Annotated in this window: 20 protein-coding genes; 13 read left to right on the top strand and 7 right to left on the bottom strand. The window is 70.6% G+C overall.

Annotated elements, in window-relative coordinates; translation table 11 throughout:
• Positions 1-89: 89 nt before the first annotated feature.
• From EV371_RS11830 to EV371_RS11815, 4 genes are read left to right on the top strand one after another with little or no spacing between them, the layout of a single operon-like run.
• Positions 90-2,147: a beta-galactosidase gene (locus tag EV371_RS11830; protein ID WP_349338996.1), complete on the top strand. Its 2,058-nt coding sequence runs from the start codon at positions 90-92 to the stop codon at positions 2,145-2,147.
• A complete protein-coding gene (locus tag EV371_RS11825) occupies positions 2,147-2,926 on the top strand; it encodes a DeoR family transcriptional regulator (protein WP_130462083.1) in 780 nt (259 codons plus the stop codon). Before EV371_RS11830 ends, EV371_RS11825 begins: the two co-directional genes overlap by 1 nt.
• A gap of 5 nt (positions 2,927-2,931) precedes the next feature.
• Positions 2,932-4,002 (top strand): galactose-1-phosphate uridylyltransferase, encoded by a 1,071-nt coding sequence (gene galT, locus EV371_RS11820; RefSeq protein WP_486484934.1) that lies wholly within the window; start codon positions 2,932-2,934, stop codon positions 4,000-4,002.
• Positions 4,003-4,054: 52 nt separating this feature from the next.
• Complete coding sequence (locus EV371_RS11815; protein ID WP_130462081.1) at positions 4,055-5,227, top strand: serine hydrolase domain-containing protein; 1,173 nt, start codon at positions 4,055-4,057, stop codon at positions 5,225-5,227.
• A gap of 87 nt (positions 5,228-5,314) precedes the next feature.
• On the opposite strand, the gene EV371_RS11810 is transcribed toward EV371_RS11815, so the two are convergent.
• Positions 5,315-6,535 carry a sensor histidine kinase gene (locus EV371_RS11810; protein ID WP_130462080.1) on the bottom strand — a complete coding sequence of 407 codons (1,221 nt, stop codon included), beginning with the start codon at positions 6,533-6,535 and terminating at the stop codon, positions 5,315-5,317.
• Positions 6,532-7,188: a response regulator gene (locus tag EV371_RS11805; protein WP_130462079.1), complete on the bottom strand. Its 657-nt coding sequence runs from the start codon at positions 7,186-7,188 to the stop codon at positions 6,532-6,534. The genes EV371_RS11810 and EV371_RS11805 overlap by 4 nt, the downstream gene beginning before the upstream one ends.
• Before the next feature lie 124 nt (positions 7,189-7,312).
• On the opposite strand from EV371_RS11805, the gene EV371_RS11800 reads away from it, so the two are divergent.
• Entirely contained in the window at positions 7,313-7,882 is a 570-nt protein-coding gene (locus EV371_RS11800) for a hypothetical protein (RefSeq protein WP_130462078.1), read from the top strand.
• Between the two features lie 103 nt (positions 7,883-7,985).
• The gene (locus EV371_RS11795) at positions 7,986-8,429 is read left to right on the top strand and encodes a VOC family protein (protein WP_130462077.1); all 444 of its coding nucleotides are present in this window, start codon (positions 7,986-7,988) and stop codon (positions 8,427-8,429) included.
• Positions 8,430-8,725: 296 nt separating this feature from the next.
• On the opposite strand, the gene EV371_RS11790 is transcribed toward EV371_RS11795, so the two are convergent.
• Complete coding sequence (locus tag EV371_RS11790; RefSeq protein WP_130462076.1) at positions 8,726-9,943, bottom strand: NADP-dependent isocitrate dehydrogenase; 1,218 nt, start codon at positions 9,941-9,943, stop codon at positions 8,726-8,728.
• Between the two features lie 81 nt (positions 9,944-10,024).
• Here EV371_RS11790 and EV371_RS11785 point away from each other — a divergent pair, with 81 nt between their 5' ends.
• Positions 10,025-10,843 (top strand): MBL fold metallo-hydrolase, encoded by an 819-nt coding sequence (locus EV371_RS11785; protein ID WP_130462075.1) that lies wholly within the window; start codon positions 10,025-10,027, stop codon positions 10,841-10,843.
• Between the two features lie 62 nt (positions 10,844-10,905).
• On the opposite strand, the gene EV371_RS11780 is transcribed toward EV371_RS11785, so the two are convergent.
• Together EV371_RS11780 and EV371_RS11775 are read right to left on the bottom strand one after the other, a co-directional pair.
• A complete protein-coding gene (locus tag EV371_RS11780; RefSeq protein WP_130462074.1) occupies positions 10,906-11,856 on the bottom strand; it encodes a malate dehydrogenase in 951 nt (316 codons plus the stop codon).
• 152 nt (positions 11,857-12,008) lie between these two features.
• Positions 12,009-12,890: a bifunctional methylenetetrahydrofolate dehydrogenase/methenyltetrahydrofolate cyclohydrolase gene (locus EV371_RS11775; protein WP_130462073.1), complete on the bottom strand. Its 882-nt coding sequence runs from the start codon at positions 12,888-12,890 to the stop codon at positions 12,009-12,011.
• A 474-nt stretch (positions 12,891-13,364) separates the two neighbouring features.
• Here EV371_RS11775 and EV371_RS11770 point away from each other — a divergent pair, with 474 nt between their 5' ends.
• The 6 genes from EV371_RS11770 to EV371_RS11745 all read left to right on the top strand — a co-directional run bounded on the left by EV371_RS11770 (position 13,365) and on the right by EV371_RS11745 (position 19,750).
• Entirely contained in the window at positions 13,365-14,996 is a 1,632-nt protein-coding gene (locus EV371_RS11770; protein WP_130462072.1) for an ABC transporter substrate-binding protein, read from the top strand.
• Between the two features lie 144 nt (positions 14,997-15,140).
• A complete protein-coding gene (locus tag EV371_RS11765; RefSeq protein ID WP_130462071.1) occupies positions 15,141-16,079 on the top strand; it encodes an ABC transporter permease subunit in 939 nt (312 codons plus the stop codon).
• A gap of 13 nt (positions 16,080-16,092) precedes the next feature.
• Positions 16,093-17,022 (top strand): ABC transporter permease subunit, encoded by a 930-nt coding sequence (locus EV371_RS11760; protein WP_130462070.1) that lies wholly within the window; start codon positions 16,093-16,095, stop codon positions 17,020-17,022.
• A 4-nt stretch (positions 17,023-17,026) separates the two neighbouring features.
• Positions 17,027-18,073, top strand: coding sequence for an oligopeptide/dipeptide ABC transporter ATP-binding protein (locus EV371_RS11755; RefSeq protein ID WP_130462069.1), 1,047 nt, complete (start codon positions 17,027-17,029; stop codon positions 18,071-18,073).
• A complete protein-coding gene (locus EV371_RS11750) occupies positions 18,060-19,136 on the top strand; it encodes a dipeptide ABC transporter ATP-binding protein (RefSeq protein WP_130462068.1) in 1,077 nt (358 codons plus the stop codon). The genes EV371_RS11755 and EV371_RS11750 overlap by 14 nt, the downstream gene beginning before the upstream one ends.
• Before the next feature lie 92 nt (positions 19,137-19,228).
• A complete protein-coding gene (locus tag EV371_RS11745) occupies positions 19,229-19,750 on the top strand; it encodes a hypothetical protein (protein WP_130462067.1) in 522 nt (173 codons plus the stop codon).
• 96 nt (positions 19,751-19,846) lie between these two features.
• Here EV371_RS11745 and EV371_RS11740 read toward each other — a convergent pair whose 3' ends face one another.
• Both EV371_RS11740 and EV371_RS11735 read right to left on the bottom strand, forming a co-directional pair.
• Positions 19,847-20,032 (bottom strand): DUF397 domain-containing protein, encoded by a 186-nt coding sequence (locus tag EV371_RS11740; RefSeq protein WP_130462066.1) that lies wholly within the window; start codon positions 20,030-20,032, stop codon positions 19,847-19,849.
• Complete coding sequence (locus EV371_RS11735; protein ID WP_130462065.1) at positions 20,025-20,894, bottom strand: Scr1 family TA system antitoxin-like transcriptional regulator; 870 nt, start codon at positions 20,892-20,894, stop codon at positions 20,025-20,027. The genes EV371_RS11740 and EV371_RS11735 overlap by 8 nt, the downstream gene beginning before the upstream one ends.
• Positions 20,895-21,052: the final 158 nt, after the last annotated feature.

Raw genomic sequence — 21,052 nt, 5'->3', positions numbered from 1 at the left:
CAGAAGGGCCCCCTCCTGACACCTCACGCACACCCACGCGCGCTAGTGTTCGTATCTGTTGGATCACGTGCGAGCGCGTTGGAGGCGGTGTGGGCGGTCTGGTGCCGAACGTCGAGGGTCTGAGCTACGGCGGGGACTACAACCCGGAGCAGTGGCCCGAGGAGGTCTGGCCGCGGGACGTGGCGCTGATGCGGGAGGCCGGGGTCAACCTGGTCACCGTCGGCGTCTTCGCCTGGGCCTGGCTCGAACCGGCCCCCGAGCGGTACGACTTCGACCGGCTGGACCGGATCATGGACATGCTGCACGCCGGAGGGATCGGGGTCTGCCTGGCCACCGCCACCGCCTCCCCGCCGCCATGGTTCTCCCACACCCACCCGGAGACGCTGCCGGTGGACGCGGACGGGCGGCGGCTGACCTACGGCAGCCGGCAGGCGATCTGCGCCAGCTCACCGGTCTACCGCCGGGCCGCCCTGGCGCTGACCGAGCAACTCGCCCGACGCTACGCCACGCACCCGGCGCTGGCCGCCTGGCACGTGCACAACGAGTACGCCTGCCACAACGCGCACTGCTACTGCGACACCTCCGCCGATGCGTTCCGCGACTGGCTGCGGCAGCGGTACGGCGACCTCGACGCGCTGAACGCGGCCTGGGGTACGGCGTTCTGGTCGCAGACCTACACCGACTGGGCACAGGTGCAGCCGCCCCGGGCCACCCCGACCTCCTCGAACCCCGCACAGGTGCTGGACTTCCGGCGGTTCAGCTCCGACGAGCACCTGGCCTGCTTCACGGCCGAACGGGACGCACTGCACCGGCTCTCCCCCGGCGTACCGGTCACCACCAACCTGATGACGGCGAGCTGCGTCAACCTGGACTACTGGGCCTGGGGTCGGGAGCTGACCGGCCCGGACCGGCTGCTCTCCAACGATCACTACCTGCTCGGCGAGCACCCGCTGGAACCGCCGGCCCAGATCGCCTTCGCCGCCGACCTGAGCCGGTCGCTGGCCGGTGGCCCGTGGCTGCTGATGGAGCACTCCACCAGCGCGGTCAACTGGCAGCCGCGCAACCTGGCCAAGCCGGCCGGGCAGCTCGTCCGGGACGCGCTGGCACACGTCGCCCGGGGCTCGGAGGGTGCGCTCTTCTTCCAGTGGCGGGCCAGCCGGGCCGGTTCGGAGAAGTGGCACTCGGCGATGCTGCCGCACGCCGGCACCGACTCGAAGATCTGGCGCGAGGTGGTCCAGCTCGGCCGGCACCTGCGGGCGCTCGCCGAGATCGAGGGCTCCCGCACCGAGGCGGAGGTCGCGGTACTGCTGGACTACTCCTCCGTCTGGGCCCAGGAGGCGGCGAACCAGCCGAGTACCGACATGGTCGCCTTCGACGAAATCCGCCGCTGGCACAGCGCGCTCTGGCGGGCCGGGATCACCGCCGACCTGGCCGCGCCCGGCGCCGACCTGACCGGCTACAAACTGGTACTCGCGCCGGCGCTCTACCTGGTCGACGACGCCGCGATCGGCAACCTGACCGGGTACGTCCGCTCCGGCGGCACCCTGGTGGTCGGCCCGTACAGCGGGCTGGTGGACGAGTGCGACCGGGTCCGTCCCGCCCCGCTGCCGGGCGCCTTCGCCGAGCTGCTCGGCATCCGGGTCGAGGAGTTCTTCCCGCTCCCCGCCGGCGGCACGGTACGCCTCGACGACGGCACCTCGGCGGCGGTCTGGACCGAGGCGCTCGCCGCCCCCGACGCCGAGGTGCTGGTCAGGTACGACAACGGGCCGGTCCCCGGCGGTCCGGCGATCACCCGCCGGGCCGGCGCCGCGCACGCTGCGGACCCCTCGGCCGGGGAGGGCGGGGCGGCCTGGTATCTCGGTACCCGGTTGGAGCAGACCGCGCTGGGCCGGCTGCTGGCCCGGATCGCGGACGACGCCGGTGCCGCCGCGGCCGCGCCGGCGGTACCCGGGGTGGAGCAGATCCGGCGTCGGCATCCGGACGGCCGGTCGTACCTCTTCCTGCTCAACCGCTCCGACCGGCCGGCCGAGGTCGACGCGGCCGGTACCGACCTGCTGACCGGCGTCCGGTGGGCCGGGCCGACCCGGGTCGAGCCGTACGGCGTCGCGGTGCTGGCGCAGCGGCCGGAACCGGCCGGGACCGCGTGATGCTGGCCCAGCAGCGCCAGGCGGCCATCCTCGACCGGGTCCGCACGGCCGGCGGGGTCCGGGTCACCGAGCTGGCCGGCGAGTTCGGCGTCTCCGACATGACGATCCGGCGCGACCTGGAGGCGCTGGCCGAACGCGGCCTGCTGGCCAAGGTGCACGGCGGGGCGACCACCGCCCGGCCCGGTTCGACCGACGAGCCGGGCTTCGCGGCCAAGTCGGTGCGGCAGCGGGCCGAGAAGGCCGCCATCGCGGCCGAGGCCGCCCGGCTGGTCACCCCCGGGATGGCGGTCGCGCTCTCCGCGGGTACGACCACCGCCGAACTCGCCCGCCGGCTGGTCGGGGTGCCGGCGCTGACCGTGGTCACCAACTCGATCCCGGTCGCCGAGATCCTGTACCGGTCCGGCCGGCCGGACCAGACCGTGGTGCTCACCGGCGGGGAACGCACCCCGTCCGACGCGCTGGTCGGGCCGGTGGCGGTGGCCACCATCCGCTCGCTCCACCTGGACCTGGTCTTCCTCGGCGTGCACGGGATGAGCGAGCGGGCCGGGTTCAGCACCCCGAACCTGCTGGAGGCGGAGACCAACCGGGCGCTGCTGGCCGCGACGGACCGGCTGGTGGTGCTGGCCGACTCCACCAAGTGGGCCACGGTGGGGATCTCGTCCTTCGCCGAACTCGGCGAGGCGCACACCCTGGTCTGCGACACCGGCCTGCCCGAACCGGTCCGGGAGATCCTCCGGGCGCACGTGCCGGAACTACTGCTCTGCGAGGTGACGTCGTGAGGCGGATGGCGGTCAAACTGGCCGACGGGCGCGAGCTGATCTACTTCGACGAGCACCCGGACGCGGTCCGGGAGGGGCCGGACCGCCGCGACCTGCCGCTGCCGCCGCCGGCCTCGCAGCTCCGCTACGACCCGCTGGTCGACGAGTGGGTCGCGGTCGCCGCGCACCGGCAGGGCCGGATCTTCCTGCCGCCGAGCGACCAGTGCCCGCTGTGTCCGTCCACTCCGGAGCGGTCCAGCGAGATCCCGGCGTACGACTACGACGTGGTGGTCTTCGAGAACCGCTTCCCCTCCTTCAGCGACCGGCCCGGTGACCCGCCCGGCCAGCTCACCCCGTACACGGCGGTCCGGCCGGGGACGGGACGGTGCGAGGTGGTCTGCTTCACCGCCGACCACTCCGCGTCGTTCGCCACCCTGGCGCCGGCCCGGGTGCGTACCGTGCTGGAGGCGCTCGCCGACCGTACCGCCGCGCTGGCCGGACTGCCCGGGGTGGAGCAGGTCTTCTGCTTCGAGAACCGGGGGGTGGAGATCGGGGTGACCCTGCACCACCCGCACGGCCAGATCTACGCGTACCCGTTCCTGCCGCCACGCGGCCGGGCGATGCTGGCGGCCGCGCGGCGGCACGCGGAACGCACCGGCGGACGCAACCTCTACGCCGACGTACTCGCCGCCGAGCGGGACGCCGGGCAGCGGGTGGTACTGGCCAACGAGCACTGGACGGCGTACGTGCCGGCGGCGGCCCGCTGGCCGTTCGAGGTGCACGTCGCGCCGCACCGGCCGGTACCGGACATCCCGGCGCTGGACGACGCCGAGCGGGACGCCTTCGGCCCGCTCTACCTGGACCTGCTGCGCCGGTTCGACCGGCTCTTCGACCGGCCGCTGCCGTACATCGCGGCCTGGCACCAGGCGCCGGTACACGCCGACTCCGGTCTGGCGCACCTGCACCTGCAGGTGTTCAGCATCCGGCGGGCGGCCGACAAGCTGAAATACCTGGCCGGCTCGGAGTCGGCGATGGGGGTCTTCATCAACGACATCCCACCGGAGCGGGCCGCCCAACTCCTGCGCGACGCCGGATGAGGCCGGTATGTCCGACCCGAGTTTGTCGGTGCCGGGCCGTAGGCTCCCCGCCATGACCGACTCGCCCGAACCGGACCGGCTGCACGAGGCGATGGCCACCAGGGTCGCCAGGGCCAACCTGCCCGGCCTGGTCACCGTGCTGGCCCGGGGCGATAAGGTGCGGATCGACCCGATCGGCACGCTGTCGGTCGACGGCACCGCCCCGATGCGCCCCGACACCATCTTCCGAATCACCTCGATGACCAAGCCGGTGCTCGGGGTCGCCACCATGATGCTGGTCGAGGAGGGTCGGCTGAGGCTGGACGAGCCGGTCGACCGGCTGCTGCCCGAGCTGGCCGGGCGCGGCGTGCTGCGCCGGCTCGACGGCCCGCTCGACGACACCGTCCCGGCGGCACGCCCGAGCACCGTCGAGGACCTGCTGACCTTCCGGATGGGACACGGCCTGCTCTTCGAGCCGACCTTCCAGCCGGCTTACCCGGTCGTCACCGCCACCGACGAGCTGGGGCTGGCGATCGGGCCGCCCGATCCGCGCACCCCGCACGACCCGGACGAGTGGATCCGGCGCTTCGGCACCCTGCCGCTGATGCACTCCCCGGGCGAACGCTGGCAGTACGACACCGCCGCCGAGGTGCTGGGCGTGCTGGTCGCCCGGGCCGCCGGCCGGCCGTTGCCGGAGTTCCTCCGGGACCGGATCTTCGCGCCGTTGGGCATGGTCGACACCGGTTTCACCGTGCCCGCCGCGCACGCCGACCGGTTGGCCGCGTTCTGCGCGGCCGATCCGGAGACCGGCGCCCTGACCGAGCGGGACGTCTCCGGTCCGGGCGCCTGGACGGCACCGCCGACCTTCCCATCCGGCGCGAGCGGGCTGGTCTCGACCGGGCCGGACTACCTGGCCTTCGCTCGCCTGCTGCTACACAGGGGGGTGCACCAGGGCCGGCGACTGCTGTCGGAGAAGTCGGTCGAGCTGATCACCACCAACCACCTGACGCCGGAGCAGATCGCCACCGCCGGCCCGATACTCGACGGCTACGGCTGGGGCTACTGCGTCTCGGTCGCTGTCACCCCCGACGAGACGTCCCCGGCCCCCGGCAGCTACGGCTGGACCGGCGGCTACGGCACCGCCTGGTTCACCGACCCGCACCGGGACCTGATCGCGATCGTGTTGACCCAGACCGCCGACTTCCTCTTCGACGGCGGGCTGGCCGAATTCCGGAAACTGGCCTGACCGGGAGCATGGCGGGGCGGTCTACCGACCGAGATCCCGGGCCGCCGAGCCGGGTTCGTGGCTCGGCGGGGCAGCTGCCCTCGATGCCTAGTCGGCGGCGGGCAGGACGACGGTGACCACCAGGCCGCCGCCGGATCGGGGTTCGGCCTCCACCGTGCCGCCGTGTGCCCGGGCGATCGCCCGGACGATCGACAGTCCCAGCCCGGCCCCGGGCGGGTTGCCGGCGAGCCGATCGCCGCCGAGCCGCCGGAATGGCTCGAACAGGCTCGATATCTCGTACGGCGCCACCACCGGCCCGGTGTTCTCCACCCGTACCCGCGCGGTGCCGTCCGGGCCGGTACCGCTGTTGACCCGTACCCAGCCGTGCTCGGGGACGTTGTGCCGGACGCCGTTCTCGACCAGGTTCTGCACCAGCCGTTCGAGCAGCACCGAACTGCCGGTGGTGGGCGCCTCGGCCGCCTCGGTGTTCACGGTCACCGGACCGGGCGGCACCTGCGTGACGACGTGCTCCAGCACGTCCGCTAGGTCCACATAGGAGCGTTCGGCCACCTCGTGCTCCGATCGGGCCAGCAGCAGGAGCCCGTCGATCAGCCGTTCGTGCCGGGCGTTGACCGCCAGCAGCGTACTGCCGAGCTGGCGCAGCTCGGGCGAGGTCGAGCCGGGGACCATCACCTCCAGCAGGGTCCGGTTCAGCGTGAGCGGGGTACGCAGCTCGTGCGACGCGTTGCCGATGAACCGCCGCTGGCTGTCGAAGGCGTCGTCCAGCCGGGCCAGCATCAGGTCGAAGGTGTCGGCGAGTTCCCTGATCTCGTCCGGCGGACCGGTCAACGCGATCCGTTCGTGCAGGCCGCGGTCGGCGTCCGGCGCGCTGGCGATCCGCCGGGCCGTCTCGGTGACCCGGTGCAGCGGCTGGAGCAGCCGGCCGGCGATCAGCCAACCGAACGCGGTCGCGGCGGCACCGACCACGACCAGCGCGATCCCGCCCTGGGTGAGCAGCGCCTCCAGGGCGTCCTGTCGGGCCTGGCCGACCATCCGGGTTACCTGCTCCATCTCGTCCGACCACGGCAGCCCGACGTCGTCGCCGCGTACCGAGACGCCGTCGCCGTCGTACCCCGCCGGTGGTGGCGTCGTCTCCCCGGGCGCCGGCCCGACCCGGTTCACCGTGAAGGTGGAGTTCTCCGGCAGCCGCTGCGACATCAGGGCGTACGTCACGCCGAGCAGCAGCAGGCCGGCGAGGAGGAAAAGCCCGCCGTAGACCAGGGTGAGCCGGGCCCGGATGGTCAGCCTGGCCGGCGAGAGACGTCTCACGGGATCCGGTACCCCACCCCGGGCTCGGTGAGCACGATCGGCGGGTCGCCGAGCTTGCGACGCAGCTTGAGGATCGCCATCCGTACCGCGTGGGTGAACGGGTCGGCGTGCTCGTCCCAGGCCTTCTCCAGCAACCGCTCGGCGGAGACCGCGGCACCGTCGGCGCGGAGCAGCTCGGCGAGGACCGCGAACTCCTTACGGGAGAGCGGGACGTACCGGCCGTCCCGGTGGACCTCCCGGCGGTGCGGGTCGAGGCGTACCCCGGCCCGCTCCAGCACCGGCGGTGCGGCCGACCGGGACCGGCGCCCGAGTGCGGCCACCCGGGCGGCCAGTTCCCGGAACGCGAAGGGCTTCGGCAGGTAGTCGTCGGCGCCCAGGGCCAGCCCGCCGACCCGGTCGTCGACTCCGGCGGCGGCGGTCAGCATCAGTACCCGGACCGGGGACTCGTGCCGGACGATCGCCCGGCAGACCTCGTCGCCGTGCACCACCGGCAGGTCACGGTCGAGCACCACCACGTCGTAGTCGTGTACGCCGACCCGCTCCAGCGCGGCACCGCCGTCGTGCACGACGTCGACCGCGTGGGCGTCCCGGCGCAGCCCCTGGGCCACCGTGTCGGCGAGCAGCCGTTCGTCCTCCACCACCAGGATCCGCATCCGCCCATGGTGCACGGGGTCGGGTAACCCGGGTGTCAACGCATTCCGTGACGCCCGGGAAAGGTGCCTCCGGCTCTACTGGGCACGGCCGGCGACCGCCGGTCGGAACGGAGGTGGTACGACGATGCGCACCAGAACCGGTCTGCTGCTCGGTCTGCTGCTGCTGGTCGGCGTGGCCGGATGCGGCGGGACCGACCGGGACCCGGGGATCGCCACGGCCGGCGGTCCCACCGCCAGTGCCAGCGATGGCGGCGGTGGGAAGGAACCGGTGGACGAGGAGGACCGGGCTCGCCGGTTCGGCCAGTGCATGCGGGAGAACGGGATACCGGACTTCCCCGATCCGGAGGTCGAGGGCGGGGCGGTCCGGCTGCGGGCGCCGGAGGGCACCGACCGGGCGAAGATGGATGCCGCGCAGCGGAAGTGCCAGGAGTATCTGCCGAACGGGGGTGAGCCGCCGAAACTCGACCCGCAGGCGCAACAGCGGATCCGGGAGTACTCCCGGTGCATGCGGGAGAACGGCGTACCGAAGTTCCCGGACCCGGAGCCGGACGGCGGGATCCGGATCGAGGGCGGACCCGACCTCGATCCACAGTCGGAAACCTTCAGGTCCGCCGAACGGGCCTGTGCGGGGCACCGCCCGAAGCCGCCCGGCGGCGGCCCGGAGGAGGGCCCGCGGACCGACAGCCGGGACTGACCGCGGACCATCCGGGCCGGTGGGCCGGGTTCGGCGGGCCCGCTCCGGGCAACTCGACGATCCCGGCACCGCCGGCCCCGGACGGGTCGGACAATGACTGGTCATGGAGCAGCGCGTGCACTTCCTCACGGTGGCCACCCGGGACCTGGACCGGGCCCGGGACTTCTACGTCGACGGGCTGGGCTGGACGCCGACCCTGGACGTACCGGACGAGATCCTCTTTTTCCAGGTGGCCCCGGGGGTGGTGCTCGGGCTCTTCGAGGCGGAGGCGTTCGCCGCCGACCTCGGTGCCGGGACGCCGCTGCTGCCCGCACCGACCGGCTTCACCCTGTCGCACAACGTCGAGAGTCCGGCGGAGGTCGACCGGGTACTGGCCCGGGCGGCCGCCGCCGGGGCGACGGTGGTCAAGTCCGGGCAGCGCGCCGCCTTCGGCGGCTACCACGGTTACTTCTCGGACCCGAACGACCTGCTCTGGGAGGTCGCGCACAACCCGGGCTGGCAGGTGGCCGAGGACGGTCGGGTGACGCTGGCCCCGGTCGAGGAGTGACCGTGCGGTACTCGGTCGAGGAGTGACCGCGCGGAACTCGTTGGCGGACCGGAGATGAGGGCGCGGGGGGCCCGGGACAGGGCCCCCCGCAGGGAAGGGACGGCCGGCTGTGCGCAACAGCCGGGAAGACCGTTCCATCCGGTACGGGCCTCTCGCGGCGGCCGTGACCGGGCCGGTCTTCCTGGACGCGACTGGCATCACGTCCACCCTGTGCAACGACGTCACCCCCTGGGCGGTAACGGCGCAAAAGGGACGATCTTGGACGTTCGTCGCTTCACGCGCCGGCCCACGTGAGGTCAGGCGGCGAGCCTGCGGGCCAGGTTGCCGTCCAGGGCGGCCATGAACTCGTCGGTGGTCAGCCACGGGGCGTCCCGGGAGATGAGCAGCGCCAGGTCCTTGGTCATCTGGCCGCCCTCGACGGTCTGCACGCAGACCTGCTCCAGGGTCTCGGCGAACCGGGTCACCTCGGGGGTGCCGTCCAGCTTGCCCCGGTGCGCCAGCCCCCGGGTCCAGGCGAAGATCGACGCGATCGGGTTGGTCGAGGTCTTCTCGCCCTTCTGCCACTGCCGGTAGTGCCGGGTGACCGTGCCGTGCGCCGCCTCGGCCTCGACAGTACGGCCGTCCGGGGTCATCAGCACCGAGGTCATCAGGCCCAGCGAGCCGAAGCCCTGCGCCACGGTGTCGGACTGCACGTCACCGTCGTAGTTCTTACAGGCCCAGACGAAGCCACCCTCCCACTTCAGCGCGGCGGCGACCATGTCGTCGATCAGCCGGTGCTCGTAGGTGATGCCGGCGGCGGCGAACTCCGCGGCGAACTCGGCCTCGAAGACCTCGGCGAAGAGGTCCTTGAACCGGCCGTCGTACGCCTTGAGGATGGTGTTCTTGGTGGAGAGGTAGACCGGGTAGCCGCGGTCGAGCCCGTACCGGAAGGATGCGCGGGCGAAGTCCCGGATCGAGTCGTCGAAGTTGTACATCCCCATCGTGACGCCGCCACCCGGGAAGTTCGCCACCTCCATCTCGATCGGGGCGCCGCCGTCGGTCGGCGTGTAGGTGATGGTCACCGTGCCCGGGCCCGGCACCACGAAGTCGGTCGCCTTGTACTGGTCGCCGTGCGCGTGCCGGCCGATGATGATCGGCTTGGTCCAGCCCGGTACCAGCCGGGGGACGTTGGACATGATGATCGGCTCGCGGAAGACCACGCCGCCGAGGATGTTCCGGATCGTGCCGTTCGGCGAACGCCACATCTTCTTGAGGCCGAACTCCTCCACCCGGGCCTCGTCCGGGGTGATGGTGGCGCACTTGACGCCCACGCCGTGTTGCTTGATCGCGTTCGCCGCGTCGACCGTCACCTGGTCGTCGGTCTCGTCGCGGTACTGGATCGACAGGTCGTAATAGTGCAGGTCGACGTCGAGGTACGGCAGGATCAACTGATCGCGAATCTGCTTCCAGATGATCCGGGTCATCTCGTCGCCGTCGATTTCCACAACCGGGTTCGTAACCTTGATCTTCGCCATCGGCCGGCGCTCCTCTCCGGGTCATCTGCTCTAGCAGTACGAGCGTACTGGATGGCGTCGGGAGGCAATACACTGCCTGCCATGATCAGCTGTTCCGTAGGTCCGATCACCGTCATCGCGCTACCGGACGCCGAGGGGTTGTTCTTCCAACCCCGTACCGAGGCATTCCCGACCGCAACCGCCGCACACTGGCAACTTGCCGACGAACGCGACCCGGGCGCGGTGACCGCCGACGGGCAGTGGCAGCTGCCGTTCCGGTGCTTCGCGCTCCGCTTCGACGACGGTCCGGCGGCCGGCCGGGTGATCCTGGTCGACGCCGGCATCGGCCCCGCCGACGCCCCCGCCCGAAGGTGGGCACCGACCCCCGGGCGACTGCCGGCCGAACTCGCCGCCGCCGGCATCACGCCGGAGCAGGTCGACACGGTGGTACTCACCCACCTGCACACCGACCACATCGGCTGGGCGGTCACCGGCGCGGCCGGTACGCCGTACTTCGGCAACGCCCGCTACCTGCTGCAACGGGCCGAGATCGCGGCCGTTGGCCGGCACGACCCGGCCGGGATCACCGGCTACCTGCTCGACCCGCTCACCGCCACCGGCCAGCTGGACGCGCTCGACGGCGACCTCCGGCTCGCCCCTGAGGTACGGGTACTGGCCACCCCCGGGCACACCCCCGGGCACCAGTCGGTACTGGTCGAGTACGCCGACCAGACCCTGCTACTCACCGGCGACCTGCTGGTACACGCGTTGCAACTGGTCGCCCCCGAGCTGCCGTACGCGCACGAGGTCGATCCGGTCACCGCCCGGGGCTCGCGGGAGCGGCTGCTCACCGAGCTGGCCGCCCGGCCGGCCGCCACGCTCGGCACCCCGCACCTGAGTACGCCCTTCGTCCCGCTGTAGGACGGTAAGGAAGGGCCCCCGCACAGCGCCTTCTGCTGTAGCGGGGGCCCTTCCTCACCGACTCACATGTTGGCGACGTCGGCCTGCTTGGCCCGGACCGCCTCGGCAGCGGCCTTCAGACTGGCGATCTCGTCGGCGTCCAGCGGCGTCTCCACGACGCGGCGTACGCCCTCCCGGCCGATCTCCGCCTCCACACCCAGGTAGACCCCGGAGATGCCGAACTGCCCGTCGACCCAGGCACAGACCGGCAGGACCTCGCCGGAGTCGGTCGCCACGGCCCGGGCCATCCGGGCGGCGGCGGCCGACGGCGCGTAGTACGCCGAACCGGTCTTGAGCAGCGCGACCACCTCGGCCCCGCCGTTGCGGGTGCGTACCACCAGCTCCTCGATCTGCTCCGCCGGCATCACGTCGCGCAGCGGCTTGCCGTCGACGGTGCTGCGGGACGGCACCGGCACCATGGTGTCGCCGTGCGAGCCGAGGGTGAGAGTACGGACCGAGCCGATCTTGACGCCGAGCGCCTCGGCGACGAAGTTGGTGAACCGGGCGGTGTCGAGCATGCCGGCCTGGCCGAGTACCCGGTTGCGCGGGAACTGGGTGGCGATCTGGGCCAGCGCGGTCATCTCGTCCAGCGGGTTGGAGACGACGATGACGACGGCGTTCGGGGCGTACTTGGCAACGTTCTCGGCGACCTGGCGGACGATCCGGGCGTTGGTCTCCAGCAGGTCCATCCGGCTCATGCCCGGCTTGCGGGGCAGCCCGGCGGTGATCACGACGACGTCGGAGCCCTCGATCGCCTCGTAGCCCTCGCCGCCCTTCCCGGTCGTCACGCCGACGACCTTGGTCTCGAAGCCCTCGACCGGGCGCGACTGGTTGAGGTCCAGCGCGATGCCCTCGGGCTTGCCCTCGATGATGTCGGTGATCACCACCGTGTCGAAGACGTCGTACTCCGCCAGGCGCTGCGCGGTCGTCGAGCCGTAGAAGCCGGCACCGACTACGGTGACCTTTTTGCCCATGGTCGTCCCACTCCCTGATACCCGTCTGGTTATTTCCGGACGGTATCAGTCAGGAGTGTTCGGTTTTGGTCAGGGGCGGAATTGCCTGCCGTCGCTCACATCCGCGTCCGTCGGCGAGCGCCACCGCCGGAGGCCGCCCGGGCCGGCGCCCGTCAGCCCTGCTCGGTTGGCTCCAGCCCGGCCTCGGCCCGCTCCACCACATTGGTCAGCAACATCGCCCGGGTCATCGGGCCGACTCCGCCGGGCATCGGCACCACCTTGCCGGCCACCTCGGCGACCTCGGGCCCGACGTCGCCGGTGTAGCGGCCCTTGCCGTCCGCACCGAGCACCCGGGTGATGCCGACGTCGACCACCACCGCGCCCGGCCGGACCATGTCGGCGGTGAGCAGGCCCGGCACCCCGGCCGCCACGATCACGATGTCGGCGGCCCGGGTGTGCGCGGCCAGGTCGAGGGTGCCGGTGTGGCAGAGCGTCACGGTGGCGTTCTCGCTGCGCCGGGTCAGCAGCAGCCCGAGCGGCCGACCGACCGTGTTGCCCCGGCCGACCACCGCCACCTCGGCGCCGCGCAGCGGTACGTCGTGCCGACGGAGCAGCTCGACGATGCCGCGCGGGGTGCAGGGCAGCGGACCGGGGTAGCCGAGCACCAGCCGGCCCAGGTTGACCGGGTGCAGCCCGTCGGCGTCCTTGTCCGGGTCGATCATCTCCAACACCCGCTGGGTGTCCAGCTGGACCGGGAGCGGGAGCTGCACGATGTAGCCGTGGCAGGCCGGGTCGGCGTTCAGCTCGGCGATCGTGGCGTCGACCTGCTCCTGGGTGGCGTCGGCCGGCAGTTCGCGGCGGATCGAGGCGATGCCCACCTCGGCGCAGTCCCGGTGCTTGCCGTTGACGTACGCCTGGGAGCCGGGATCCTCGCCGACCAGCACCGTGCCCAGCCCGGGGACGACGCCCCGCTCGGCCAGCGCCTTGACCCGGTCGCGGAGTTCGTCCTTGATGCGTGCCGCGGTTGCTTTGCCGTCGAGAAGGGTGGCCGTCACAGGCAGATCGTCTCACGCGGTACGCCCGGCCGAGCCGGCACCCGGCCGGTCGGTACCGGGATCGGTCACTCGGCCAACATCCGGTCGGCCGCGTGGCCGGCACCAGATTCTTACTATAAGTAACCGTGTTGTTAGTCACGCTCAGTGAGATTTTGTGGAGTTGTCCACATTATGGAAGACCCCATCCGGGTGAATCCGGACGAACTCCTGAGTCGGACGCCCGCGACCGGATGCCGATCATCCGCCCGGTTTGCCCCCTCCTGCGCTGGCAAACCGAATTCATCCGACACCTGCCGTGGAGCTGCAATAGCAGCTCAGAGTGGACGTCCGCAAGTCCTCCCCCGGCCTTGTGTTACTGACCCGTAACCATCTAGTTTGGCCAGGCGTCCTGCCTCGACCTACCTTTGCCGAGCGTTGCACAGCGTTACCTCTGTGTGGTGGCGACTGCTCAGCGTAAGGAGACGAGGAGGCTCAATGCAGGTTCGTAGGCTCGCTGCCTGGACCGCCATCCCCCTTGCCGCGACCCTCGGCCTCGCGGCCTGTGGTGGGGGCGGGGACTCGGGGGAGAGCGACCCGAATGCGACGGTTTCGATCCAGATCGCGGAACCGCAGCACCTGATTCCCACCAACACCAACGAGTCGAGCGGTAACCAGGTGCTCTCGGCCCTGTTCACCCCGCTGGTCGGCTACGACGAGCAGAACAGGCCGTTCGAGGTCGCCGCGGAGTCCGTGGACTCGACCGACAACGTGACCTGGACGATCAAGCTGAAGGACGGCTACACCTTCCACAACGGCGAGAAGGTGACCTCCGACAGCTACATCAACGCCTGGAACTACGGCGCCTACGCGCCGAACGGCCAGGGCAACAGCTACTTCTTCGAGAAGATCGCCGGCTACGACGACCTCCAGTCGGTGGACCCGGACGGCGACGGCCCGCAGAAGGCGCCGGAGCCGAAGGCCACCACCATGAGCGGGCTGAAGAAGGTCGACGACCTCAGCTTCACGGTGACGCTGGCCAAGCCGTACGCCGAGTTCAAGACCGTGCTCGGCTACACCGCGTTCTACCCGCTGCCGGCGGCCGCCTTCTCGGCACCCGGAGTGATCAAGGACGACTTCGAGGACGCCCCGATCGGTAACGGCCCCTTCAAGATGAAGGGCACCTGGCAGCACGACGCCAAGGTCGAGGTCGAGCGCTACGACGCGTACCCGGGCGAGAAGCCGAAGATCGCCGGTGCCGAGTTCCGGATCTACCAGCAGCTCACCGCGGCGTACGCGGACGTGCTCTCGGACAACCTCGACGTGAACGTGACCGTCCCGACCGAGAGCCTGAGCACGGCGCCGACGGACCTGGGCGACCGGTTCCAGCAGAGCCCCGCCTCGGCCTTCCAGTTCGTGGCGTTCCCCACGTTCCAGGAGGAGTTCAGCAGGCCGGACGTGCGCAAGGCGATCTCCATGGCGATCGACCGGGACGAGATCAGCAAGTCGATCTTCAAGGAGTCGCAGATCTCGGCGCGCTCGTTCGTCTCCCCGGTGGTCTCCGGCTACCGCGACGACACCTGCGGCGAGGCCTGCGAGTTCAACCCGGCCAAGGCCAAGGAGCTCTACCAGGCCGCCGGTGGACCCGCCGAGCTGAAGATCACCTACAACGGTGACGGCGGGCACAAGGACTGGGTCGACGCCACCTGCAACCAGCTCAAGGCCAACCTGGGCGTCGACTGCGTCGGTACGGCCGAGCCGAAGTTCTCCGACCTGCTGACCAAGGTGGAGAAGAAGCAGCCGGTCGGCCTGATCCGGCTGGGCTGGCTGATGGACTACCCGTCGATGGAGAACTACCTCGGCCCGCTGTTCACCACCAACGGCTCGTCGAACTACTACGGGTACAGCAACCCCGACTTCGACCGCCTGGTGCAGGAGGGCACGGCCGCCGCGACCGCGGACGAGGCGGTCAAGAAGTACCAGCAGGCCGAAGAGATCCTGGCCGCCGAGATGCCGGTGATCCCGCTCCGGTTCGGCCAGAACGTCTACGCGCACTCGTCCCGGGTCAAGAACGTCGAGGTCGACCTCTTCCAGGTCGTCGACATGACCAAGATCGAGGTCGTCAGCTGAGCTGACCGACAGGCCGGTCCGGGCCACCCGGTAATCGGGTGGCCCGGACCGCTTCCCGCGTTCCGACCGCGCGGCGCTTCCCGCGCACCGGACCGCTTCCCGCGCACCGCGCCCCAGCCACCTCACCTCACGGAGAAGGCAAGGATGTTCCGCTACATCGTGCGTCGCCTGCTTCAGATGGTCCTGGCCTTCTTCGGGACCACTCTGATCGTGTACGCGCTGATGTTCGCCGGACAGGGTGATCCCATCCAGGCACTCGCCGGGGAGCGCCCGGTCAGCGAGGCGCAGCGGGCGTACCTGACCGAGAAGTTCCACCTCGACCAGACCGGGGTCGGCGGGTTCTTCTACCGCTACTTCGACTACGTCGGCAACCTGCTCCGCGGCGACCTCGGCGACTCGCTCACCGGCCGGAAGATCACCGACATGCTCGCCCAGGCCTGGCCGGTCACCGTGAAGCTCGCGGTCATCGGGCTGCTGGTGGCGATCCTGGTCGGGGTCACCGCCGGAGTCGTCGCCGGGCTCCGCCGGGGCGGCGTCTTCGACAACGCCACCCTGGCGCTGACCCTGCTGGTCCTTGGCATCCCCACCATCGTGCTGGCGCCGCTCGCCCAGTACTTCCTCGGCGTCAAGCTGCCGCTCTTCCCGCCGACCGCCGGCGCCGACCCCAGCTTCCACGCCCTGCTGCTTCCCGGCATCGTGCTCGGCTCCCTCTCGCTGGCCACCGCGCTGCGGCTGACCCGGACCTCGGTCGCCGAGAACCTCCGCTCCGACTACGTCCGGACCGCGAAGGCCAAGGGCCTGCCGACCCGCCGCATCGTCAGCGTGCACGTGCTGCGGAACTCGCTGATCCCAGTGATCACCTTCCTCGGCGTCGAACTCGGCAACCTGATGAGCGGCGCGATCATCACCGAGGGCGTCTTCAACATCCCGGGCGTCGGGTTCAACCTCTTCCGCGGCATCAGGACCGAGGACGGCCCCCTGGTGGTCGGCCTGGTCAGCGTGCTGGTCGTGGTCTATCTGGTGTCGAACCTCGTGGTGGACGTCCTCTACGCCGTCCTCGACCCCCGCATCCGGTACGAGTGAGGGACCTACAGGCATGAGTGAGTTGGAGACCGTCGCCGCGGCCGGGTCGTCCGGTGGCAGGGCCGGGTCGGGCGACGCTGCGGCCCGGCCGCGCAGCCTGGCCGGCGACGCCTGGCGCGACCTGCGCGGCAACCCGATCTTCTGGATCTCGCTGGTACTGGTCCTGCTGGTCACCACGATGGCGGCCTTCCCCGGCCTGTTCACCACGAACGACCCGCACGACTGCACGCTGGCCCGGCAGCACGCCGGCCCCGGCGGCGGCGCCCCCTTCGGGTACGACTTCCAGGGCTGCGACACCTACGCCCGCGCCGTCTACGGCGCCCGGGCGTCCCTGCTGGTCGGCGCGTTCTCGGCGCTGGTCACCGGGCTGATCGCGATCACCGTCGGCATGCTCGCCGGCTACTTCGGCCGATGGATCGACGCGGCACTGTCCCGGATCGTCGACGTGGTCCTCGGCGTACCGCTGCTGCTCGCCGCGATCGTGATGCTGAAGCGGATCAGCAGCGACAACCCGAACATCCGGATCATGGCAGTGATCTTCGTACTCGCGATCCTCGGCTGGACCACCGCCGCCCGGGTGATCCGGTCCTCGGTGATCAGCGCCAAGCAGCAGGACTACGTGGCGGCGGCCCGAATGCTCGGCGCCGGCAACGGCCGGACCATGTGGCGGCACATCCTGCCCAACTCGCTGGCCCCGGTGATCGTGGTGCTGACCATCGCGCTCGGCTCGTTCATCGCCGCCGAGGCGACCCTCTCGTTCCTCGGCATCGGCCTGCGGGCTCCGACCATCTCCTGGGGAATCGACATCGACGCCGGCCGGGCACACATGCGCGAGTCGGCGATCCCCCTGGTGGTGCCCTCGACCTTCCTGGCGCTGACCGTACTGGCCTTCATCATGCTCGGCGACGCGATCCGCGACGCCTTCGACCCCAAGCTGCGGTGATCACATGGCGGTGCATCCGAACGAACGCGACCCGCTGCCCGGCCGGCAGAACGCCGGTGCCGACGGCGGGCACCTGCTCGAGGTACGGAACCTGTTCGTCGAGTTCCACACCCGGGACGGCGTGGCCAAGGTGATCAACGGCGTCTCGTACCACCTGGACGCCGGGGAGGCCCTCGCGGTACTGGGCGAGTCGGGCTCCGGCAAGTCGGTGACCGCCCAGGCGATCATGGGCATCCTGGACATGCCCCCGGCGGTCATTCCGGCCGGCCAGATCCGCTACCGCGGTACCGACCTGCTGAAGCTCCCCGAGGAGGAGCGCCGGAAGGTACGCGGCAAGCAGATCTCGATGATCTTCCAGGACGCGCTCTCCGCGCTGAACCCGGTCTTCCCGGTCGGCTGGCAGATCGGCGAAGTACTGCGGCTGCGTGAGGGACTGTCCCGGGCCCAGGCCAAGCGCCGGGCGATCGAGCTGATGGAACTGGTCAAGATCCCGGCGGCCCGGCAGCGGGTCGGCGACTACCCACACCAGTTCTCCGGCGGTATGCGGCAGCGGGTCATGATCGCGATGTCGCTGGCGCTGGACCCGGCGGTACTGATCGCCGACGAACCCACCACCGCGCTGGACGTGACGGTGCAGGCCCAGATCATGGACCTGCTCGGCGAACTGCGCCGGGACCTGAACATGGCGATGATCCTGATCACCCACGACCTCGGGGTCGTCGCCGACGTGGCCGACCGGATCGCCGTGATGTACGCCGGCCGGATCGTCGAACACGCCGACGTGCACTCACTGTACGAGGCACCGGGGCACCCGTACACCAAGGGTCTGCTGGAGTCGATCCCCCGGCTCGACCTCAAGGGTCAGCGGCTGACCACCATCAGGGGCCTGCCGCCCAACCTGATGCGCATCCCCAGCGGATGCCCGTTCCACCCGCGCTGCCCGTACGCCCGGCAGGAGTGCGTCGACGTCGTGCCGGCCGTCCGGTCGCTCGGCGACGGCCGAACCAGCGCCTGCCACTTCGCCCAGGAGGTCCTCGATGGCCGACTCTGACCAGACGCGCCCACCGCTCGACCCCGGCGGCACCCGGCCGGCGACACCCGGCAAGCCGCGCGGCGAGACCGTGCTGCGGGTCGAGAACGTCGTCAAGCACTTCCCGATCACCCAGGGCATCGTGTTCAAGCGGCAGATCGGCGCCGTCAAGGCGGTCGACGGGGTCAGCTTCGACCTGAACCGGGGCGAGACCCTCGGCATCGTCGGCGAGTCCGGCTGCGGCAAGTCGACCCTGGCCAAGCTGCTGATGCGGCTGGAGACGCCGACCTCGGGCCGGGCCATCCTGGAGGGCCGGGACATGTTCAAGCTCTCCGGCGCCGAGCTGCGCCGGATGCGCCGCAACGTGCAGATGGTCATGCAGGATCCGTACACCTCGCTGAACCCGCGGATGACCGTCGGCGACCTCATCGGCGAACCCTTCGACATCCACCCGGACGCGGCACCGCGCGGCTCCCGCCGGCAGCGGGTGCAGGAGCTGCTGGACCTGGTCGGATTGAACCCGGAGCACATCAACCGGTATCCGCACCAGTTCTCGGGTGGGCAGCGGCAGCGGATCGGGATCGCCCGGGCACTCGCGCTCAAGCCGGAGATCATCGTCTGTGACGAGCCGGTGTCGGCGTTGGACGTGTCGATCCAGGCCCAGGTGATCAACCTGCTGGAAAGCCTCCAGGACGAGTTGGGGCTGTCGTACATCTTCATCGCGCACGACCTGTCGGTGGTGCGGCACATCGCCGACCGGGTCGCCGTGATGTACCTGGGCAAGATCGTAGAGATCGGCGTCGAGGACGAGATCTACGAGCGGCCGACCCACCCGTACACCCAGGCGCTGCTCTCGGCCGTGCCGGTACCGGACCCGAAGGCCCGGGCGCACCGCGAGGTCATCCGGCTCGACGGCGACGTACCGTCGCCGGCCAACCCGCCGTCGGGCTGCCGGTTCCGCACCCGGTGCTGGAAGGCGCAGGAGATCTGCGCCACCCAGGAGCCACAGCTCGTGCTCCGGGCCGTCGAGCCGCACCCGTCGGCCTGCCACTTCGCCGAACTCAGGCAGCACGTCGTCTCCTGAGCCGACCGGCCGCCGAACGCGAGGCCGGGCCGTGCGGACGGCGGGGACGGAGGGCCCGGGAACCTCACAGTGGTTTCCGGGCTCTCGCCTACATGGTGCGAAGACTGCTCGTGACGCTGGCCCTGCTGGTCTCGGCGACGCCGCTGCTCGGCTGCGCCGAGGATGGCCCGGATGCCATCGGACCGACCGCCGGGGCGTTGTCGTCCCCGACCGGCCCGGTGACCACGACCGGACCCGCCGCCGAGCCGGCCGCCAGCTGCGCGGCCGCCTCCCGATCGGCCGACGGTCTGCCCGAGGTGCAGGGCGTCGCGGACACCGGGAACTCCTTCTGGGGACTGCTCTTTCCACGCGGCGGTCCGAGTCTGCGCAGCGGCGTGGAAGAGAAGATCGTCTGGCGGATGACCGGCTCCGGCACCTTCAGCATCCGGGCCACCGGTCCGGGCGGGACCACCATCGAACCGGTCTGGGGACCGATCGGGCACGGCGGCAGCAGCTGGACCAGGCCTGGCGACGAGTGGGGCACCGGCTGGAACTTCCCGGTCGCCGGCTGCTGGACCGTACGGGCCAGCCGGTCCGGCGGCGCGACCGGCGTTCTCACCCTCAAAATCAGTTGACCGGCAGCCACACGTTAGTGGCGCGTGGCTGCCGGTCGCAGAGGACGAAGGCACCGCGAAACCAGATCGGTCGACGTACGTCTCCGGCCAGTTCGGCTATCGAATCGACGTCACGAAGCGCCGCCAGACGGTTGGGGTGAAAATCAGGATGGGGCCGGACGTGTCCTTGCTGTCGCGTACGCCGACGACGCCGGGCAGGTTGTCGACGACCTCGACGCACTGTCCACCCGATCCGTTGCTCCGGCTGCTCTTGCGCCACTGGGCGCCGGTCAGGTTAGTCATCGCTGCACTCCTTGGCGATCATCGCGATCAGGTCGGCTGACCGGGAGGGGTCGAGCGCCAACGCTTCGAGCGCTCTCCATGCCTTAGCGTACGCCGCCACCTCAGTCGGCCGGTCCAGATAGATCGCGCCGGTCAGCGACTCGCTGTAGATCGTGGTCGGCTCCGGGGTGCGCAGGCCGGTCGACGGAAAGTCGAGGATCACGAAGTTGCTGCCGGCGAGGGCCCAGTTCGGCTCGACGGTCAGTGGCACTACACGGATGGTCGCGGTCTCGCTGCTCGCCACCGAGTGTAGGTGCGCGAGTTGACCCGCCATTCCGGGTGCCCGGCGGCGCAGCACCACCTCATCGAGAATGATCTCCAACTGCGGCGCCGCGGGCTTCCTCCGGCGGAGGATATGTTGGCGTTCCATCCGAACCTCTACCCGACGCTCAACCTCCTGGCCGGGGAGGTCGGGGTGAGATCGCAGGAGATGCGTGGCGTACTCCCGGGTTTGGAGGAGTCCGGGGAAGGACGCCGGTTCCCAGTGGCGGAGGCGGGAAGCGGCTGCCTCCAGGCCGACGTACAGCTCGAACCAGGAGGGGATGGCGTCGCCGTACGCGTGCCACCAGCCCTTCGTCTTTGTCTGTGTGGCCAGGCCGATCAGTGCCTCGGTCATCTCGTCCGACACCCCGTAGACCTTGCACATGGCGAGGACGTCGGCCTTGCGGACGGCCGCACCGCCGGTCTCAATCCGGTACATGGTGGTCCGGGAGACTTCCAACTCATGGGCGGCGGCCTCCAGTCCGAGCCCTGCCTGTTCGCGGGCGATCCGCAGGTGACGTCCAAGCTGCCGGCGTGGCACCGAAGATCCGGTGTCGGTCATGTGGTCCCCCTGTTTCAAATCGGCACGGAAAATCATCCATGATGAAACAGTCGACCAGTCGTTATACGGAATAGCGGCCGGTCGATCCGCTTTTCCGACCTTAGACAGTTCTAATAGCTAATTCCAGTGGCGAAAGCAAGGAAAGGACGTCCTGTTCG

The organism is Plantactinospora sp. CNZ321 (genome assembly GCF_004217235.1).
Note: the sequence above shows the minus strand (reverse complement) of the source record. Positions and strands in the feature narration are given on the sequence as shown.

What these genes read in the sequence shown, in the direction of transcription:
- EV371_RS11780 (WP_130462074.1), bottom strand. Translation starts at nt 11,856, where the DNA reads ATGGGCAAAAAGGTCACCGTAGTCGGTGCCGGCTTCTACGGCTCGACG.
- EV371_RS11750 (WP_130462068.1), top strand. Translation starts at nt 18,060, where the DNA reads ATGGCCGACTCTGACCAGACGCGCCCACCGCTCGACCCCGGCGGCACC.
- EV371_RS11800 (WP_130462078.1), top strand. Translation starts at nt 7,313, where the DNA reads ATGCGCACCAGAACCGGTCTGCTGCTCGGTCTGCTGCTGCTGGTCGGC.
- EV371_RS11735 (WP_130462065.1), bottom strand. Translation starts at nt 20,894, where the DNA reads ATGACCGACACCGGATCTTCGGTGCCACGCCGGCAGCTTGGACGTCAC.
- EV371_RS11760 (WP_130462070.1), top strand. Translation starts at nt 16,093, where the DNA reads ATGAGTGAGTTGGAGACCGTCGCCGCGGCCGGGTCGTCCGGTGGCAGG.
- EV371_RS11795 (WP_130462077.1), top strand. Translation starts at nt 7,986, where the DNA reads ATGGAGCAGCGCGTGCACTTCCTCACGGTGGCCACCCGGGACCTGGAC.
- EV371_RS11745 (WP_130462067.1), top strand. Translation starts at nt 19,229, where the DNA reads ATGGTGCGAAGACTGCTCGTGACGCTGGCCCTGCTGGTCTCGGCGACG.
- EV371_RS11805 (WP_130462079.1), bottom strand. Translation starts at nt 7,188, where the DNA reads ATGCGGATCCTGGTGGTGGAGGACGAACGGCTGCTCGCCGACACGGTG.
- EV371_RS11765 (WP_130462071.1), top strand. Translation starts at nt 15,141, where the DNA reads ATGTTCCGCTACATCGTGCGTCGCCTGCTTCAGATGGTCCTGGCCTTC.
- EV371_RS11815 (WP_130462081.1), top strand. Translation starts at nt 4,055, where the DNA reads ATGACCGACTCGCCCGAACCGGACCGGCTGCACGAGGCGATGGCCACC.
- EV371_RS11755 (WP_130462069.1), top strand. Translation starts at nt 17,027, where the DNA reads ATGGCGGTGCATCCGAACGAACGCGACCCGCTGCCCGGCCGGCAGAAC.
- EV371_RS11785 (WP_130462075.1), top strand. Translation starts at nt 10,025, where the DNA reads ATGATCAGCTGTTCCGTAGGTCCGATCACCGTCATCGCGCTACCGGAC.
- galT (WP_486484934.1), top strand. Translation starts at nt 2,932, where the DNA reads ATGGCGGTCAAACTGGCCGACGGGCGCGAGCTGATCTACTTCGACGAG.
- EV371_RS11790 (WP_130462076.1), bottom strand. Translation starts at nt 9,943, where the DNA reads ATGGCGAAGATCAAGGTTACGAACCCGGTTGTGGAAATCGACGGCGAC.
- EV371_RS11740 (WP_130462066.1), bottom strand. Translation starts at nt 20,032, where the DNA reads ATGACTAACCTGACCGGCGCCCAGTGGCGCAAGAGCAGCCGGAGCAAC.
- EV371_RS11825 (WP_130462083.1), top strand. Translation starts at nt 2,147, where the DNA reads ATGCTGGCCCAGCAGCGCCAGGCGGCCATCCTCGACCGGGTCCGCACG.
- EV371_RS11770 (WP_130462072.1), top strand. Translation starts at nt 13,365, where the DNA reads ATGCAGGTTCGTAGGCTCGCTGCCTGGACCGCCATCCCCCTTGCCGCG.